Annotated in this window: 19 protein-coding genes; 11 read left to right on the top strand and 8 right to left on the bottom strand. The window is 68.0% G+C overall.

From position 1 onward, the window contains the following. Positions 1 to 27: 27 nt before the first annotated feature. Positions 28 to 480, top strand: coding sequence for a MarR family winged helix-turn-helix transcriptional regulator (locus tag E3T55_RS06585; RefSeq protein WP_134518775.1), 453 nt, complete (start codon positions 28 to 30; stop codon positions 478 to 480). 115 nt (positions 481 to 595) lie between these two features. On the opposite strand, the gene soxR is transcribed toward E3T55_RS06585, so the two are convergent. After that, positions 596 to 1,066 (bottom strand): redox-sensitive transcriptional activator SoxR, encoded by a 471-nt coding sequence (gene soxR, locus E3T55_RS06580; RefSeq protein WP_134518774.1) that lies wholly within the window; start codon positions 1,064 to 1,066, stop codon positions 596 to 598. A gap of 50 nt (positions 1,067 to 1,116) precedes the next feature. On the opposite strand from soxR, the gene E3T55_RS06575 reads away from it, so the two are divergent. Beyond that, a complete protein-coding gene (locus tag E3T55_RS06575; protein ID WP_134518773.1) occupies positions 1,117 to 1,617 on the top strand; it encodes a flavin reductase family protein in 501 nt (166 codons plus the stop codon). A gap of 28 nt (positions 1,618 to 1,645) precedes the next feature. Beyond that, entirely contained in the window at positions 1,646 to 2,269 is a 624-nt protein-coding gene (locus E3T55_RS06570; RefSeq protein WP_134518772.1) for a superoxide dismutase, read from the top strand. 30 nt (positions 2,270 to 2,299) lie between these two features. Here the strand turns inward: E3T55_RS06570 and E3T55_RS06565 are convergent, their stop codons facing one another. Beyond that, positions 2,300 to 2,833 (bottom strand): hypothetical protein, encoded by a 534-nt coding sequence (locus E3T55_RS06565; RefSeq protein ID WP_134518771.1) that lies wholly within the window; start codon positions 2,831 to 2,833, stop codon positions 2,300 to 2,302. A gap of 23 nt (positions 2,834 to 2,856) precedes the next feature. Beyond that, positions 2,857 to 3,915 carry an NAD(P)-dependent alcohol dehydrogenase gene (locus E3T55_RS06560; RefSeq protein ID WP_134518770.1) on the bottom strand — a complete coding sequence of 353 codons (1,059 nt, stop codon included), beginning with the start codon at positions 3,913 to 3,915 and terminating at the stop codon, positions 2,857 to 2,859. 133 nt (positions 3,916 to 4,048) lie between these two features. Here E3T55_RS06560 and E3T55_RS06555 point away from each other — a divergent pair, with 133 nt between their 5' ends. After that, positions 4,049 to 4,948: an AraC family transcriptional regulator gene (locus E3T55_RS06555; protein ID WP_134518769.1), complete on the top strand. Its 900-nt coding sequence runs from the start codon at positions 4,049 to 4,051 to the stop codon at positions 4,946 to 4,948. A 118-nt stretch (positions 4,949 to 5,066) separates the two neighbouring features. Here E3T55_RS06555 and E3T55_RS06550 read toward each other — a convergent pair whose 3' ends face one another. Continuing rightward, entirely contained in the window at positions 5,067 to 6,311 is a 1,245-nt protein-coding gene (locus E3T55_RS06550; protein WP_134518768.1) for a M20 metallopeptidase family protein, read from the bottom strand. Between the two features lie 177 nt (positions 6,312 to 6,488). Here E3T55_RS06550 and E3T55_RS06545 point away from each other — a divergent pair, with 177 nt between their 5' ends. After that, positions 6,489 to 8,849, top strand: a complete 2,361-nt coding sequence (locus E3T55_RS06545) for a transketolase-like TK C-terminal-containing protein (protein WP_174775437.1) — start codon at positions 6,489 to 6,491, stop codon at positions 8,847 to 8,849. A 72-nt stretch (positions 8,850 to 8,921) separates the two neighbouring features. On the opposite strand, the gene E3T55_RS06540 is transcribed toward E3T55_RS06545, so the two are convergent. Next, positions 8,922 to 9,188, bottom strand: a complete 267-nt coding sequence (locus tag E3T55_RS06540) for a GlsB/YeaQ/YmgE family stress response membrane protein (RefSeq protein ID WP_134518767.1) — start codon at positions 9,186 to 9,188, stop codon at positions 8,922 to 8,924. 174 nt (positions 9,189 to 9,362) lie between these two features. Between E3T55_RS06540 and E3T55_RS06535 the strand changes: the two genes are divergently transcribed. From E3T55_RS06535 to E3T55_RS20710, 3 genes are all read left to right on the top strand, one after another. Next, positions 9,363 to 10,523: an FUSC family protein gene (locus E3T55_RS06535; protein WP_166791700.1), complete on the top strand. Its 1,161-nt coding sequence runs from the start codon at positions 9,363 to 9,365 to the stop codon at positions 10,521 to 10,523. Positions 10,524 to 10,781: 258 nt separating this feature from the next. Further along, entirely contained in the window at positions 10,782 to 11,054 is a 273-nt protein-coding gene (locus E3T55_RS06530; protein WP_134518765.1) for a hypothetical protein, read from the top strand. A 63-nt stretch (positions 11,055 to 11,117) separates the two neighbouring features. Next, the gene (locus tag E3T55_RS20710; RefSeq protein WP_241992916.1) at positions 11,118 to 12,599 is read left to right on the top strand and encodes a phosphatase PAP2 family protein; all 1,482 of its coding nucleotides are present in this window, start codon (positions 11,118 to 11,120) and stop codon (positions 12,597 to 12,599) included. Here the strand turns inward: E3T55_RS20710 and E3T55_RS06520 are convergent. Together E3T55_RS06520 and E3T55_RS06515 are read right to left on the bottom strand one after the other, a co-directional pair. Next, positions 12,525 to 13,349 carry a DUF1206 domain-containing protein gene (locus E3T55_RS06520; protein WP_241992915.1) on the bottom strand — a complete coding sequence of 275 codons (825 nt, stop codon included), beginning with the start codon at positions 13,347 to 13,349 and terminating at the stop codon, positions 12,525 to 12,527. The genes E3T55_RS20710 and E3T55_RS06520 overlap by 75 nt on opposite strands. Before the next feature lie 46 nt (positions 13,350 to 13,395). After that, the gene (locus E3T55_RS06515; protein WP_134518764.1) at positions 13,396 to 14,193 is read right to left on the bottom strand and encodes an IclR family transcriptional regulator; all 798 of its coding nucleotides are present in this window, start codon (positions 14,191 to 14,193) and stop codon (positions 13,396 to 13,398) included. Positions 14,194 to 14,378: 185 nt separating this feature from the next. Between E3T55_RS06515 and E3T55_RS06510 the strand changes: the two genes are divergently transcribed. From E3T55_RS06510 to E3T55_RS06500, 3 genes are all read left to right on the top strand, one after another. Further along, positions 14,379 to 15,095 (top strand): CoA transferase subunit A, encoded by a 717-nt coding sequence (locus E3T55_RS06510; RefSeq protein WP_134518763.1) that lies wholly within the window; start codon positions 14,379 to 14,381, stop codon positions 15,093 to 15,095. Between the two features lie 32 nt (positions 15,096 to 15,127). Next, a complete protein-coding gene (locus E3T55_RS06505; RefSeq protein ID WP_134518762.1) occupies positions 15,128 to 15,784 on the top strand; it encodes a CoA transferase subunit B in 657 nt (218 codons plus the stop codon). A 123-nt stretch (positions 15,785 to 15,907) separates the two neighbouring features. Further along, positions 15,908 to 16,405 carry a GNAT family N-acetyltransferase gene (locus tag E3T55_RS06500; protein WP_241992914.1) on the top strand — a complete coding sequence of 166 codons (498 nt, stop codon included), beginning with the start codon at positions 15,908 to 15,910 and terminating at the stop codon, positions 16,403 to 16,405. A gap of 169 nt (positions 16,406 to 16,574) precedes the next feature. Here E3T55_RS06500 and E3T55_RS06495 read toward each other — a convergent pair whose 3' ends face one another. Continuing rightward, entirely contained in the window at positions 16,575 to 17,429 is an 855-nt protein-coding gene (locus tag E3T55_RS06495) for a hypothetical protein (protein WP_134518761.1), read from the bottom strand. Positions 17,430 to 17,557 lie beyond the last annotated feature (128 nt).

The following is a 17,557-nucleotide window of genomic DNA, read 5'->3' as shown; positions in this document are numbered from 1 at the left end:
GCAACCGGGCCGGAACGGACCGCACGCATGCCCGCATCACCGCTCGAGAACACCCTCGAGAATCCGCTTGCCCTGGACAATCAGGTTTGCTTCGCCCTGGCCATCGCCTCGCGCAACGTCATCGCCCTCTATCGGCCCATTCTGGAACCGCTCGGGCTGACGCATCCGCAGTACCTCGTCTTGCTCGCCCTCTGGGAAGAGAGTCCGCGCACGCTAAAGGGTCTCGGCCAGACGCTGTGCCTCGAGCCGGCGACACTGTCGCCGCTGCTGAAGCGGCTCGAAGCGACGGGCTATGTTCAGCGCCAGCGCCGGCCGGCCGACGAGCGCACGCTCGACATCACCCTGACCGAGCGTGGCGTGGCCCTGCGCGCGGTCGCCGAGACCATCCCGCCGCGGGTGGTCGAGGCGCTCGCTCTGCCCCTTGACGACCTCATGACGCTGCGCGACGCACTGCACCGGGTGATTGCCGCCACGAGCTGACCGCCGTGTGGCGTCAGCGGATGCCGCGGCGCAGGTTTGTTACGCGGGCGCAGGTTCTATCCTGAGCCCGCGTAACCAACCTGCGCCCGGTCGGCACGAGGCACATGACGGCGGCTCAGCCGAGCCGGCGTGGGCCCGCGCCGGCATCGCCGAGGGCGTCGTCGGGGTTGAGCAGGCCGCACGCCTTCATCGAGAGGCAGCCGCAGCCGATGCATCCGGTGAGTTCGCGCTCGAGCCGCTCGATGCCGAGGCGGCGTTCTTCGAGGGTCTTCTTCCAGCGCCGGGATGCCTGTTGCCAGTCCTCCTGGGTCGGAGGCCCCTCGAGCGACAGCGCCGCAAAGGCGTGCTGCACGTCGACGAGCGGAATGCCGAGTCGTTTGGACACCGAGATGAGCGAGACCCGGCGAATCATGTGCCGTGCGTACCGCCGTTGGTTGCCGCTCGTGCGCACGGCGGCGATCAGGCCCAGCTGCTCATAGAAACGCAGGGCCGAGGCCGCCACTCCGGTGCGGTCGCTCATCTCGCCGACGGTGAGCAGTTCCTCGGGCGCGTGTCGCGGAGGGGGGAGGTCGTTCTGTTGCGCCATGTGACCTCCGTTTTGACTTCAAGTGTACTTGAGGTTTTAGGCTCGGGGTTATGGACCAGACACTCGCGGCTGAAACTCGAAGCCGGCAGGAACTTTTCAAGTCCGCGTTTCGGGAGCACCCGGCCGGCGTCGCCGTGATCTCGGCGATGAGCGCCGACGGGCCGGTGGGGCTGACCGCGTCGAGCGTGGCATCCGTCGCCGTGGACCCGATGACGCTCTCATTCTCGGTGACCAGGGCCAAGGGCTCCGCGGGCGGGTTGCTCGAGGCGCAGACGATCTCGGTGCACCTGCTCGCCGAACACCACGTCGATCTGGCGGATGCGTTCGCCCGGTCGGGCGCGCCGCGCTTCACTCCCGAGCAGGGCTGGGGCGAGTTCGGCAGCGGGGAGCCCCTGCTCGCCGACGCCCGCGCCGCGCTGCTCTGCCGCATCACCCACATCATCAAGGTGGGGTCGTCGTCGGTCGTGCTCGCCGAAGTGCTCGACATACGTCTGGGCGAGTCCGCACCGCCCCTGATTTACCACGACCGCCGCTTTCGGCGCCTCGCCTGACCCCGTACCCCCAACGAAAGGCATCACGATGACCTCATATACCCTGCCCGACCTGCCCTACGACTACTCCGCGCTCGCGCCGAGCATCAGCGGTAAGGTCATGGAACTGCACCACTCCAAGCACCACCAGGCCTACGTGACCGGCGCCAACAACGCGCTCGCGCAGCTCGCCGAGGCCCGCGACGCCGGCGCCCTGGCCAACGTCAACAAGCTCGAGAAGGACCTGGCCTTCAACCTCGGCGGCCACGTCAACCACTCCGTCTTCTGGACGAACCTGTCCCCGAACGGCGGCGACAAGCCCGTCGGCGACCTCGCCGCGGCCATCGACGACCAGTTCGGATCCTTCGACAAGTTCACCCAGCACTTCACCGCGACCGCCCTCGGCGTGCAGGGCTCCGGCTGGTCGGTGCTGGCCTTCGACTCCATCGCCCAGCGCCTGGTGATCTTCCAGCTGTTCGACCAGCAGGGCAACGCGCCGCTCGGCGTGGTGCCGCTGCTCATGCTCGACGTCTGGGAGCACGCCTACTACCTCGACTACCTCAACGTGCGCGCCGACTACGTGAAGGCATTCTGGAACATCGTCGACTGGGCGAACGTGCAGGCCCGGTTCGCGGCCGCCAGCACTCAGACCGCCGGTCGGATCCGCCTGTAACCGCTCACCGCCTGTCCCGGCGCAGGTGTGTCAGGCCGGCTGCGGGCGATTACTGCGCCGGCGCGACAGGCCTGCGCCCGGGCATCCGTGTTCGGCCACTGATCGTCCGATTCGGGCCAGCAGGACCGTGTCGAGGCCGCTGCGAAGTCCCTCGACGTGACAGCCGTCAGCCAAGACACCGGCGAGCCCGTTCAGTAGCCCCGCTACAAGCTCGTCGGCAGCGGATGCCGCGGGCAGGGCCAGCGAAGCGCGCTTCGTTCCGAGGGCCCAGCCACTGGCACATGCGACGGCGACGAGCGCGGGGCCGCGGCGCAGAAGCTTCCCGATCACGTCATCGACGGTGGCCCCGGGGTGGAGCCACGCCGCATCCGCTTCACCCAGCGTGACGACGTCGGAGGCCGCGATGAAGCGTTCCGTGAGCTCGCGATCCCTCGGCATCGACGGCGCGAACGACACGATCGTCTCCTCCTCCATGGAGTGCACGGTCCACAGCGCGGCGGCCGTGAGCGATGCGGTGTGCAGAATATCAACCGGTTCGCCCGGGCCAGGGCGCTCACGTGTCACGCGGATCAGCGGCCGCGCCGCGTTCATCGCCCCGGCGTGACGATGGCCTTGAGAGCGAGCGGGTCGCGGCGGCCGATGGTGAGGGCGTCCTCGGTGTGCTCGAGATCGAAGCGGTGAGTAATGACGGCATCAACGTTGACCGCACCGCGCATGATCAGGTCGAGCGCGGTCGGGTACGTGTTCGCGTAACGAAAAATGCCGGTCAGCGAGATTTCCTTGCCCTGAATGAGAGGCACGTCGATGCTCACGGTGTCGGCGCCCATGCCCACCAGCACGACCCGGGCGGCGGGCGCGAGGGTGCGCATTCCGGCCGTCAGCGCGGCCGCGGCGCCCGAACACTCGAGCAGCACGTCGTACTCGCCGTCAATGGGGGCATCCGCTCGCATTGCGCCGAGGCCCAGTTTTCGCGCCGTCTGCAGGCGAAAGTCGCTCACGTCGGTCACGGTGACGACGGATGCTCCGAACGCCACCGCGACCTGGCCCGCCAACAGGCCGATCGGCCCGGCCCCCGTGATGAGTACTCGATCGCCGACCGAGATGTGCGCCTTCTGCGCCGCCCAGACCCCGACGGAGACGGGCTCGGCCATCGCCGCCTGATCGAAGCCGAGCCCCACCGGGGCGGGATGGGCGAAGGCCGCATCGATCGTGACGTAGGTGCTGATCGATCCGTCGACCGGAGGGGTGGCGAAGAAGACCACGTCGGGGCAGAGGTTGTAGCGACCGGCCAGGCACTGCGGGCAGCGGCGACAGGGAACCCCTGGTTCAAGAGCGACCGTCTCGCCGATGCGCGCGGGGGAGACATCGCGGCCGACGCCGACGATCGTGCCGGCGGATTCGTGACCGACGACCATGGGGGTCTCGACCACGTAGGGGCCGATGCGTCCGTGTTCGTAGTAGTGCACGTCGGAGCCGCAGATGCCCACGGCGCGAATCTCGACGAGCACCTCGTGCGGCGCAGCAGCGGGCACCGGGCGAGGCTCGATGCGCAGGTCACGGGTGCCGTACAGCACCGCGCCGGTGTTGGTGCGCGTGTCGGTCGCGGTATCGGTCGCCGTGCTGGTTGTGGTGCTGGGCAGATTCATACCGGTTCGCTCCTTTGCGTTGACACCGCGGCGGTGTGTCTTCAGGCTAGAAGAACGAGGTCGATGTCGACTAGCGTGGGTCATGACCGATGCTGATACTTTTTTGCACGGTGCCGTGACGAGGAGATAGCGAATGGCGGAGCTCTGGGTTGCCGGCAGCGCGGTGCGGGAGGTTATCCCCCTGGACCCCCGATTCTCGGCCCGCTGGCACGCACACGACTACCCCGGACCGTTCGCGCGCTGGAACTATCACCCGGAGTACGAGATTCACTACGCGCGCCGCCGTAGCGGTCGGTACATCGTGGGCGACAGCGTCGGGCTGTTCGATGCCGGCCAGCTCGTGTTGATCGGGCCGAACGTTCCCCACGACTGGATCACCGACCTGGCGGCTGGCGAGTCGATTTCGCAGAGTGACCTGGTCTTTCAATTTCGGCAGGAGTGGCTTACGCAGTGCGAGGCCGCGATGCCCGAGGCAGGCGCCCTGCAGGCGCTCTGGCGGCGCTCGCTCTCGGGGATCGAGTTCACCGGCGACGCGGCCCGGCGCGGCATTGCGTCGCTCGAAGCGATCGGACCCGCGGTCGGCGCCGACCGACTGGCACACATTTTTTCGCTGTTCGGCGCGCTGTCGACGGCGCCAGCACACGAGACCCGCACGCTGGCCCGGCAATGGGTGCCGCCCGTGCACGACCCGCTGGCCGCCGAAATCGTGGGCCGCAGCCTCGACTACATCCTCGAAAACATCAGCGGTACCGTGCGGCTCGGTACCGCAGCGACCCTCGCGGGCATGAGTGAGTCGGCCTTCTCCCGGTATTTCACCAGGTCGAGCGGGCAAAACTTCACCGCCCTGGTGCGCAAGTTGAGGCTGGCCCACGCCGCGAAGCTGCTGCAGCAGACCGGCGACCCGGTCGCGCGCATCGCGCTCGCCGTCGGCTACGAGAACCTGTCGAACTTCAATCGGCAGTTTCTGCGCGAGCTGGGCGAAACCCCGACGCAGTACCGGGCCCGGGTGCGCGGCGCCTCCCGGCCTGAGTGAGTGGTGGAAGCCCCGGCGTCGCCGCCGGATGCCCAAAAGTACGCGGCGCGCGGCACCCCTTGTCGCGGGTGCCGCGCTCGTGGCGTCAAGCGGGCAGACGATCAGCCCGGGCAGGTGATCAGGCCAGGCGGGCGAGCTCCGCCACCCGGGACAGCGCGAGCTGGGTGTACAGGGCGGTGCCGTCGGCGAGTACATCGTCGTCGAAGGTCGCGGTGGGCGAATGATTGAAGGCGGCGGTGGCGGCATCCGCCCCGCGCGGAACGGCCGAGAGAAACACGAACGAGCCGGGCACCTGCTGCAGCACCCGAGAGAAGTCCTCTGAGCCGCTCATCGGATTTGCCATGCGGGCGAATCGTTCGCCGCCGAAGAGCTCACCGACGACCCGTTCGGCCCTGGTGGTTTCGCCGGCGTCGGTGATCGTGGCCGGATATTCGGTGAGATAACTGATGCTGACCTCCACGCCGTGGGCGGCGGCGATGCCCTCGAGCAGTCGCGGCACGACGCGCTCGAGTTTGGCGCGCGATTCATCGGTGAACGACCGAATCGTCGCTTCGAGGCGGGCGGACTCCGGGATGATGTTGCGCTTGGTGCCGGCCTGCAGCACGCCGACCGAGAGCACGACCGGATCGAACATGTTGAACTGACGGGTGACCATGACCTGCAGGGCCGTGACCATCTCGGCGATGACCGTCACCGGATCCTGCGCCTGGTGCGGCGCCGAGCCATGCCCGCCGGTACCGTGCACCGTCACCTCGAGAGCGTTGCTGGCCGACATGAGGGTACCGGCGCGGCTGGCAAACTGCCCGTTGGGCGCCCCGGCCGACACCACATGGATGCCGTAGGCGGCGTCGGCCCGGCGGCCGGCGGCATCGAGCACCCCCTCGCGGATCATGACGCCCGCCCCGTCGTAGCCCTCTTCGCCGGGCTGGAACATGAGCACGACGTCGCCGGCGAGCCGGTCCCGGTGGTGGGCGAGCAGGGTTGCCGCGCCCACGAGCATCGCGGTGTGCAGGTCGTGGCCGCAGGCGTGCATGGCGCCGTCGGTGCGCGAGCTGAACTCGAGGCCGGTGCGCTCCTGCACCGGCAGGGCGTCCATATCGCCGCGCAGCAACACGACAGGGCGGCCAGCGCCGCCGGTGTGGTCTGGGCCGGCGGATGCCCCGGCGCCCGTTCCGCGCAGCACCGCCGTCACCGAGGTGGTGTCGGTGCCGAGGCTGATCTCGTAGGGCAGACCGCTGAGTGCCTCGAGCACCTTCTGCTGGGTGCGGGGGAGCTGCAGTCCGAGCTCAGGCTCCTGGTGCAGCCGGTGTCGCAGCTCACGGAGGTCCGCGGAGAGTTCCTGGGCGTCGGTCTGTACGGTCATGGTGTCTCCTGGGCAAACGACGGTGTTTCAGGGGATGCGGGGCTGCACGTGGTGCTGCCTCCAGTCTGTGCGGCCGCACCCGCCTTGTCTAATCTGGCGCGGCATCCGCTGGGGATGCACACCGGCACCACGGCGCTTAGGCTCAAGAGACGCACTCGCCGATCAGAAAGCACCGCCATGACACTCCTCAATGATGAGGACACCCCGCAGTCCGCGTCGCCTCCCGAGCTCACCGCCCTGCAGCGGGTCGAGCGCAAGGTGCTCTGGCTCGCGAGCTCGATCATCGACGCCGCCAACGCCCCCGCCCGCAAGGACCCCGACGGGCTCAAGGTCGGCGGCCATCAGGCTTCGAGCGCTTCCATCACGTCGATCATGACCGCGCTGTGGTTCACCGAACTCGGCCCGAGCGACCGGGTGTCGGTCAAACCGCACGCCTCGCCGGTGCTGCACGCGATCAACTACCTGCTCGGCGAACTCGACGAGAGCCACCTCACGACCCTGCGGGCGCTGCACGGCCTGCAGAGCTATCCGAGCCGGTCGAAGGACCCCGACACCGTGGACTATTCGACCGGTTCGGTCGGGATCGGGGCGACCGCTCCGATCTGGGGCGCCGTCGCCCGCCGTTACGCGGCCGACACGGTCGGCCGGCCTCGTACGGCCGGGCGGCAGTACTCGCTCGTCGGCGATGCAGAACTCGACGAGGGCGCGGTCTGGGAGGCCCTGCTCGACCCCTCGGTCGGTGAACTCGGCGAGATCGTCTGGATCGTGGACTTCAACCGCCAGTCCCTTGACCGCGTGGTGCCGAACATCTCGGCGACCCGGCTGCAGGCCATGTTCGCCGCGGCCGGCTGGCAGGTCGTGACCCTCAAGTACGGCCACCTGCTGCGTGCAGCCTTCGCGCGCCCCGGCGGAGAGCACCTGAAGCGTCGCATCGACGAGATGACCAACCCCGAGTTTCAGCGCCTGCTGCGCTGCACGCCCGCGCAGCTGCGGCTGCGGCTGCCCGGTGCGGGGGCTGATGCGGGGGCTGATGCGGGGCCCGAGGCCGCCGCGATTTCGGCGCTGCTCGGGTGCATCTCCGACGCCGACCTGCCGAAGTTGCTCGCCAACCTCGGCGGCCACGACCTGATCTCGCTGCAGGAGGCCTTCGCCGAGATTGACGACACCCGACCCACCGTCATCTTCGCTTACACGGTCAAGGGCTACGGGCTGCCGAGCGCGGGGCATCCGCAGAACCATTCCAACCTGCTGACCCCAGGGCAGATGGATGCCCTCGCCATCGACCTCGGCGAGGACCGGCAGCACCCCTGGCAGCGATTCGATACCGACTCGCCGGCCGGTCGGCTGTGCGCCTCGGTGGCCGCCGGCCTCACGCGCGAGCCGGTGGGTGCATCCGTTCCCCCGCTCGTGCCGCAGGACCTGGGCCGCACGGTCGTTGGCACGAGTTCGACCCAGCAGGCCCTCGGACGGGCGCTGCTCGATCTCACCCGGCAGGCGCCGCTGGCCGCCCGGCGCATTGTGACCGTCGCGCCCGATGTCGCCTCGAGCACGAACCTCGGCGGCTGGCTGAACAAGGTGGGAACCTGGTCGCCGACGCAGAAGCGCAACTGGTTCTCTGACGACGCCGAGACGATTCTGCACTGGAATGAGCAGCCGACCGGGCAGCACATCGAGCTCGGCATTGCCGAGACCAACCTCGTGGGACTGCTCGGTGAGCTCGGCTCGACCTGGAGTCGGTGGGGCGAACCGCTGTTTCCGATCGGCACCATGTACGACCCGTTCGTGGGTCGGGCGCTCGAGCCGTGGTCGTTCGGCATCTACGCCGGCGGCCAGTCGATTCTGGTCGGAACCCCGTCTGGCGTGACGCTCGCGGCCGAGGGCGGAGCGCACCAGTCGATCATCACCCCGTCGATCGGGCTCGAACAGCCCGGCTGTGTCGCCTATGAACCCGCGTTCGGGCAGGACCTCGAGTGGTGCCTGCTCGATTCCCTGTCACGGCTCGGCCGCCCCGGGGGAAGCTCGAGCTATCTGCGACTGTCGACCCGGCCGCTCGACCAGACGCTGAGCGACGTTCCCGCCGATCCGGCTGCCCGCGAGCGACGACGGATGCACGTGGTCGCGGGAGCGTACACGATGCGGCGCGCCGACACCCCACGGGTGCAGCTCGTGGGAATGGGGGCACTGATGCCCGAGGTGCTGCGGGCCGCCGATCGGCTGCAGGCCCTCGGAATCGAGGCCGACGTGGTCTGTGTCACGAGCGCCGACCTGCTGTACCGGGCCGTGCGCGCCCGCCAGGGCCGCGGCGAGGGAGCAACGGCGATTCTGGATCAGGTCTTTCCGGCCGCCCGGCCGTTGCCGATGGTCACGATTCTCGACGGGCACCCGCACACGCTCGCTTTTCTGGCGACCATCAACCGAGTGCCGAGCCTGAACCTCGGCGTGCACGAGTTCGGCCAGACGGGAACCCTGCAGCAGGTCTACGCGCTGCATGGCATCGATACCGAATCGATCGTGCGGGCCGCCCTGGATCTGGCCTAAGGGGATGGCCCTGGCGGGCATCCGGCTGGTGAAGGCACCGGTGCCGAGACGAGCTCGGCACCGGCGGATCGGTCAGGAGCGGCTGCGACGCCCCTGGAGGGCGCCGTAGATGACCAGAACGAGAACCGCGCCGCCGATGGCGAGCAGCCAGGTCTGAATCGAGAAGAAGTCCTGCAGCGGCGCGTTGAAGAGCAGGCCGCCCAGAAATCCGCCGAGCAGGGCGCCCACGACGCCCAGCAGCAGGGTCATGAACCAGCCGCCGCCCTGCTTGCCGGGCAGGAGGGCCTTGGCGATGGCCCCGGCGAGCAGGCCCAGAAGTAGAAATCCGAAGAATCCCATGGTGTGTCTCTTTTCTCGTGAGCTGCGGCTCCAACCGGCCGCATCGATTCACCGAGCGTAATGCGTGCCCCCCGTTCAGGGGGCACGGACTCGCGGTCTGTGCACAGAATTGTCGTTTATTGTTCAGGCCGAGCGGATCCGACACGACGGCATCCCGAGCCGAGGAGCACGATGATGCCGCCCAGCACAGCCGGAACGGCCCGCGGACTGGCCCTGACCCTGGCCCTTCTGAAGCGCGCGCTCCGGCATCCGCGCACCCTGCAGGTCGCCAAAATCTCTGTCGCCGTGGCGATTGCCTGGTCGCTCGCACCCCTGCTGCCGGGTGACGCGCAGCAGTTTCGGTACTATGCCCCGCTCGGCGCACTGCTGAGCATGCATCCGACCCTGATGCGGTCGGTGCGCAGCGCGCTGCAGACGGTCGCCGGGTTGGCGATCGGCATCGGCCTGGCCGGGGTGATGCTGCTGCTGAGCGAACCGGGTGTCTGGACAATCTCCCTCGTCATCGGGCTCGGCACGCTGATCGGGGGTATGCGATGGCTGGGCGTGGGCGGCGAACACGTGCCCCTGACCGCCCTGTTCGTGCTCATCATCGGTGGTCCGGAAGCCGACGGTTATTCGATCGCCTATTTTGCGCAGATCTGCCTCGGCATTCTGGTGGGCCTCGCGGTCAATCTCGTGATTCTGCCGCCCCTCGCCATCGGCGCGGCCGTGGAGCGGCTGTCCGGATTTCGCCTCACTCTCGCCACGCACCTCACCGAGATCGCCGAAGCCCTCGATGACAGCTGGCCGCCCCGGCAGGAGCAGTGGGCCCTGCGCGGCACCACGCTCAGTGACGCGGCCCGAGACGTGCGCCTGGCCGTGCGCCACGCCGACGAGAGCCGCAAGGGCAATCCGCGGGCCCGATTCACCAGGCACGATCTCGTCGCGAATTACGACGACCTGGCGGCCCTCGAAGACGTCACCTTTCATGTTCGAAACCTCACAGAGGTCTTCGCCGGTGTGGTCTGGGGCAAACCGGTTCCACTGGATCTGCCGGTGGAGCTGCGCCCTGTTCTGTCGGATGCCCTGCGCTCCGTTGCGAGCGTGCTGCACGCCTCCGAAGGCTCCGGGACCGGGTCCGACTCTGACCGTGACTACGACGAGCAGGGTGCCGAGGCGTTCAATGCGGCGGTTGCGGTCGTCGATTCCATCCTCGGTACCATGCAACAGAACATTGACGCGGGGGTGGTCTCGCTCAGTCCCACCGCCGCGATCGTCATTGACCTCAAGCGGATGCTCGTGGCGCTCCGGCCGGGAATCGAGCGGAACGCGACGACAGAACCGGCACAGGTGTAACGCCGGCCCGGCCGCCGGGGCACAGACATACTCAATCGGCTGTTTTGCAACAAATGTATAACGGCTGAGAGCTGCTTGTGCCGATGGCTAACCGAGGGTGCTACTTTCGTACTGCACCCCCTAAAGGGGGCGAATTCAAGTACGATATTGCAAATCTCCGCCCCGGACCCTGGCGGACTGGCACCAAGGATTTTCATGTCGAATTGCGCGTTTTCGGGGCCAGATCCGAGTCGGCCAGATCCGACTCAACGAGATCTGATGGACAAACTGGTGGCCGGAAACCAGGCCGCCTTCGGTGAAATTTACGATCAGCTGAACCTGGCCACGTTCGCGATCTGCCGACACCACCTCGGCAGCGTCGACGCGGTGGATGAGGCCATGCGCGGGTTGTGGCTCTACATTTGGCAAAACGCAGCCATGCTCGCTCAGCTGGAGGGCTCACCGTGGTCGAACATCATTGCCACCGCCGAGCACCACGCCCAGTTCCATGCCCGCACCGAATCACTGGCGCGGGAGTCGAGCGTGGCGTAGCCGGAATTCGCTTCAACGCGAGTTGCTGAGCGGGTGAGGGCCGACTACATCTAGCATGGCGTCATGGATGCGCCGAGGGATCCCGCTGTTGCCGCCACCGTAGCCGCTGCGCCCCGGGCTCGGTGGGTGTCGCGGAACTGGCCGCAGGTCACGGGAGTGACCGCGGTCGCCCTGACCGTCGGTCTGGGTGCGCTCATTTCGGCACGCCCGAACGGCGAGCCGCTGCTGCTCGACACCGCCTGGCTCGCGCTGCTGAACGAGAATCGCACGGCCGTGGGGGACGCCGTCGCCCAGACCCTCGACACGCTCGGCGGCGGCGTCGTGGCGTCACTGGTTATTCCGGGTGTGATTATTCTGGCGCTGCTGCTGGTGCATCGTCGCTGGGGCGCCGGGTACGTGCTTGTCACGACCGTGCTGGCCGGGGCATCCGTTCAGCTTCTGAAGCAGACCTTCGCGCGGGATCGGCCCACAAATGTGCTGACCAACCTCGATTACGGATCGTTCCCCTCCGGTCACGTGGCCAATGCCGCCGTGCTGGCCACGGTACTCGTGCTGCTCTTTCCGCGCGTCTGGGTCTGGGTGGCAGGCGGGGTGTACACGGTTCTGATGATGCTCAGCCGCACCTATCTGGCGGCCCACTGGCTGAGCGATACCCTCGGCGCGGTGCTGCTCGCCGTCGGCGTCGGCGTTCTCATCTGGGCGCCTCTGGCCGCGAAGATCGCGGGCGAGCGCGTGCTCGCGGCCGAACGGCCGGCCGTGTGGACCACGTTGTGGAACCGATTCGGGCCGCTCGTCATCGAGCGCCGCGATCTGGCCGCTGGCGCCCGGCGGCGGCTCGGGGTGAGTGCGATTGCGGCCACCTCGCTCGGCATCGTGGGGTTGGTCGTGCTGCTCGTGTCGGTGCTGAGTAGTGCCGGCCTCACCGCTCTCGATGAACCCGTTCAGAGCCTGCTGTTCGACTGGCGCTCGCCGACGCTGACCGCGGTGATGATCGCGCTCGCCATCGTTTTCGGGCCCATCGCGTTGCCGATCATCGTGCTGGTCGTGAGTGTGGTGTGGGGGCTGATCGGCAGGCATGCGTGGCGCCCGCTGCTGCTGGCTGCCGGCATGGCGGTCGGGGTCGGGCTGGGCCAGATCGTGGGTCGCGCCGTCGACCGGCAGCGCCCGCCGACCGACCTGATGCTGTTCGGACCCGACGCATCGTTCAGCTTTCCGTCGGGACACGTGCTCGGCGCGGCAGACTTTGTGCTGATCACGGCGTATCTCGTGCTGTCCAGGCGGAGCAGCGGGGGTGGGGCGCTGCCCGGCGTGCTGCTGGGCGCGGTGCTCGTGGTGGTCTGCATCGTTCTGGCCGCCGTGAGCCGCCTCTATCTGGGGTATCACTGGGCGACGGATGTGCTCGCATCCGTCACGCTGTCGCTGATGATTGTGGGCTGCGTGATCGCCGTCGACGTGTGGTGGGGTGGCCGATCACAGCCGGGCACGCCACGCGCGGGCGAAGCAGTAGACGCCGTAGGCGATGAGTCCGATGCTGATCGACCCTAGAATAATGCTGCCGTAGGGTAACGCGACGAGAGCCTTGAGGGCGCCGTCGAGGCCCGACGATTTGCTCGGGTCGAGGGTGACGGCGGCGATCACGATAAGCCCCCCGACGACGCCGAGCGCAACGCCCTTGGCGATGTAGCCGACCACGCCGAGGGTCACGATTGCCCGGCCGGTCGGGCCGCTCGGTACGGACAGGTCCGCGGTGAATTTCTGTAGGGCTCCCTTGCGCACGAAGTAGATGGCGATCGCGAGCACCCCGAGGCCCACAAGCACGAGCAGCACGACGCCGCCCGGAGCCGCGAGCACTTGTGCGCTGGCACTGCTGGTGCTCGCGGAGGAACTCGTCGACCCGCCCGACGCGAAGGTGTAGGCCGTCGCGGCGAGCAGAAAGTAGACGATCGCCTTGCCGACCTCACTCGCCCGGTGCGACCACTTCTTCTTCGGGTCGGCGCCCTGCAAGAGGAACGCGCTCAGCAACAGCCACAGCCCCAGTGCAGTGAGGCCGACCACGACGGTCCAGAGCACGAACACCCCGCCGGGGCTGGCGGCGAGCTGGCCGAGGGCACCGGACTGGTCGGCGCTGCCGCTGCCGCCGTCGTCACTGCTGCTGCCGACGGCTACGGCGATCGCGATGCCGGCGATCAGGATGTGCAGCAGGCCGTTGACGGCGTAACCCAACCGCGCCAGGGCCTGCAGGGCTCCGCTGTTGCGTGCGGAACGGGCCAGATCACTCGTCGAGTCGGTTTTCACAGGCTGATCCTACGTCCTGCGCCCGCAGAAGCAACGGGTTGCGCGCTCAGAGCTCGGCGAGGCGCGCGGTCAGCAGGGCGGCTTCCTGCCTGAGCAGGCCGCCCAGGAGCTCTTGCCGGTCGGGGCGAAAGCGTGGCTCGATGCCGGTGAGCGAGAGTGCCCAGGTAGGCCGCCCGGCATGGTCGAAGATTGCCGCGCCCATGCCCCAGCTGCCCTCGAGGATCAGACCCGGATTGAGTGCGCAGCCGCGTTCACGCGTGGCCTGCACGTTCAGACGGATGTTTGCGGCGGCGTTCTGCGCGCCCCATCGCTCGGTCAGCCCCGCCTGGGCGGTGAGCACCTGGTCCACCTCCGGGTCGGGCAGGGCAGACAGAATGGCGAGGCCGGCCGACGCGACGCCCAGCGGAAAACGAACACCCTCGTGCAACACGAAGGAGCGCACCGGAAAGCTGCCCTCCTCCCGCATCAGGCAGACCGTTTCGAGGCCCCGGCGAATCGACAGAAAGGCACTTTCGCCGGTGGCATCGGCTAGTCGCTGCAACGCCGGGCGGGCGAGTTCCTCGATCGGGTAGCGCGGCGCGGCGACGGTTCCCATCACGAAGATCTCGGGGCCGTAGCGCCAGGTGTGGCTGGTCGGGTCGAGCACGAGCAGCCCCTCGGCGGCGAGCGAGCTCAGCAGCCGGTGCACCGTGGGCCTGGTCAGCCCGGAATCCCGCACGATGTCGGCGAGCTGCGACCCGCTCGGGTCGCGACCGACCAGCCGCAGCAGCAGGGCGATACGGCTGACCACCTGGGCGCCCGCGACCGGCGGGCCGGTGACGCTGAGCGTGGCAAGGTCGGGCATCTGACTCCTGTCTATATTGTGGACAAGTCTATACCCAGAAAGTCGGGTCTTGACAGGAAAAGTTTGGCGGGAATAGGCTGGAGAACGAAACAACAGTCCACAGTGTGGACGCGCGTCGGACAGTCGGCGGCATCCGCTTTCTGACGACGCACGACTCACGACTTACGACTCAATGAGGAGATCCAGTGTCCAAAGTTCAGGCCCACGCGGCCGATGCGCTGCAGGGCGTACTGCGAGACGGGATGGTGCTCGCCGTTGGCGGATTCGGTCTCTGCGGAATTCCGACCGAACTCATCAATGCCGTGCGTGACTCCGGGGTACAGAATCTCACGGTGGTCAGCAATAACATGGGCGTCGACGGCAAGGGGCTCGGGGTCTTGCTCGAGGCCGGCCAGGTGCGCAAGGTCATCGCCTCCTACGTCGGTGAGAACAAACTCTTCGCCGAACAGTTTCTGGCCGGAGCCCTTGAGGTGGAGTTCAGCCCCCAGGGCACGCTCGCCGAACGCCTGCGGGCCGGCGGCGCCGGAATTCCCGCCTTCTATACGAAGACGGGAGTGGGCACCCTGATCGCCGAGGGAAAGCCGCACGCCGACTTCGACGGCGAGACCTACGTGCAGGAGCGCGGAATCGTCGCCGACGTCGCGCTCGTGCACGCCTACCTTGCCGACACCGAGGGAAACCTCGTGTACCGCAACACCGCCCGCAACTTCAATCCGCTCGTGGCGACGTCGGGCCGGGTCACGATCGCCGAGGCCGAACATCTCGTGCAGCCGGGCGAGATCGACCCGAATCACGTCATCACTCCCGGCGTCTTCGTACAGCGCCTGATTCTGGTCGACAACCCGGTCAAGCACATCGAACAGCGCACCGTGCGGCCGCGGCCGACCGCCGCCCTCGTCTGACACTTTTCTTACGCATACAAAGGAGCAGCACCATGGCTTGGACCCGTGACGAAATGGCGGCCATCGCGGCCGCTGAACTGACCGACGGCGACTATGTGAACCTGGGCATCGGTATCCCGACGCTCGTCGCCAATAATCTGCCCGAGGGTATTCGGGTGACCCTGCAGAGCGAGAACGGTCTGCTCGGCATGGGGCCGTTCCCCTTTGACGGCGAGGAAGACGCCGACCTGATTAATGCCGGCAAGCAGACCGTGACAGTGTTGCCCGGCGGCTCGATCTTCGACTCCGCCACCTCGTTCGGCATGATCCGTGGCGGTCACGTCAAGGTCGCGATTCTCGGGGCCATGCAGGTCTCCGGCGCCGGTGACCTCGCGAACTGGACGATCCCCGGCAAGATGGTCAAGGGCATGGGCGGCGCCATGGACCTCGTCGCCGGCACCCCGCGGGTGATCGTGTTGACCGAGCACGTCGCCCGCGACGGCTCCGCGAAGATTGTCACCGAGTGCAGCCTGCCGCTGACCGGTGTGAAGGTCGTCGACCGCATCGTGAGCGACCTCGCCGTCTTCGACGTGACCGACGCCGGGCTCGTGCTCTGCCGGCTGGCCCCCGGGGTCACCGTCGAGACCATCCGCGGGTGCACCGAGCCCGACTTCACCCTCGCGCCGGGTCTGGTGCAGACAGCGGCCTGAGGTGGGCGTGGCGAAAACAGGACGGATTGCGCATCCGTCGTCGAATGCAGCACGCAATGACTGGTTTCGTCGGTCTATCCTGTTTTCGCCGCGTCGGCCTGCGAAGATCAAGACGTGATGTGGATGGCGGCTGAACCGATCGAGTCTGAGCGACTGCGCCTGAAGCCGCTTACCGTCTGGCACGCTGCGCGGATGGTCGGCGTGCTCGCCGATCCCAGCATCTATCGATTCATGGGCGGCGAGCCCCCGACTGCGCTGACCCTGTCGATGCGGTACCGCGCCCAGGTGGTCGGACACTCCGCCGACGGATGCACCGGGTGGCTCAACTGGATCATCACCCTCACGGAGACCGCGGCTCCGATCGGGTTCGTGCAGGCGACCCTGATCGATCGGTCCCAGCTGGCCGCGGACCTGGCCTGGGTGATCAGCCCGCACCATCAGGGCCGAGGCCACGCGACGGAAGCCGCTGCTGCCATGGTCGCGTGGCTGCGCGACCACGGTGTGAGCCGGTTCGCCGCCAACATTCATCCACAGCACGAGGCCTCCGCCGCGGTCGCCCGCACGCTGGGACTGCATGCCACCGCTGCGGTCGTCCACGGCGAGGTGCGCTGGGAGTCCTGAGCCGGCGTGCGGCGGACTGACCCGGCGAGGCGAGCGGATGGCTCGACGCAGCTAAATTGACGCCGGCTTTCGGTTGTTGAGCCCACCGAAACATGCCGGCGTGACCAGCCTGCGCCCGGGGTGGAGAGTTGGGCGGGTCAGCGGGTCAGCGGGTCAGCGGGTCAGCGGGTCAGCGGTTCAGTGGGTTCATGCGGTCCAGTATCGCCACCAGCTCGGGCGCGGGGCGGGAGCGGGCGGCATCCGCTTCGGGAAAGAGCACACTTACTTGCGGGCCGATCTCGCGCTGCACGGCGGCGGCGAGTTCGTGGCCCGCGACGAGTTGCTCGACCCGCGGCTCGGGGCCGCGGGCATCCCACTGCTGCAGCCGTGCCGTGAGTGTCGCCGACAGCCCGAGCGTTGCGGGTTCGATTCGGTCGTCGCTCAGGGCGAAGAGGGGCGAGCGGTCGGCTAGCGGGGATTCGGCCGAGTCGGAGCGCAACAGGATGCGAGTGGGCATCCGCTCGGGCTGCCAGGTGAGGGCCGCGACGTCGATGCGGGCACCGGCTGCTTCGATCTCGGCATCGGACATCTGCAGAATCTGCTGCACGACCGAACCCCTCGGGTGCGCGGGCATCGTGATCGGCTTCAGCACGCCATTCTGCCGGGCCATGATGTGCACAGACCCGGTCGGCGGGGTGGCGGGCGTCGGCTGCGGAATTCGGGACAGCTCGGAGTCATCCTCCCGGTACAGCACCAGTACCCGCGAGCCGAAGGCGCGCTGCAGGGCCGCGGCCAGCAGATGCCCGTCGACGACGAAGTCGAGGTGTTCCTGCTCGGAAGGCCACTTAAAATCCGTGCCCATCAGGTATTCGTAGCGCTGGTTCCACGCGATGAGCCGTTCTTCAAGTTCGGGTGGCAGGCCGAGCGCTCCGGGGCTGAACGGTCCGAACCACATATCGGGGGAGGGGGAGCGGTCCCACAGCGGCAGCGTCACCGTGTACTCCTCCATCAGGATCACCCGGGTGGGATACGCGTCAAGTTCCATGCCTCGACCCTAGTGCGGGGCATCCGTCGGCCGGGCGCAGGTTGGATTCGCGGGCGCAGTATGGAAACTGCGCCCGCGAATCGAACCTGCGCCCGGGCCGCTATTGCCGGCTGCGCGGACGGTCCCTC

Origin of the sequence: Cryobacterium frigoriphilum (assembly GCF_004403305.1) — a bacterium.
GTDB lineage: Bacteria > Actinomycetota > Actinomycetes > Actinomycetales > Microbacteriaceae > Cryobacterium > Cryobacterium frigoriphilum.
The sequence above is the reverse complement of the archived record's forward strand: the minus strand, read 5'-3'. Positions and strand labels throughout refer to the sequence as shown.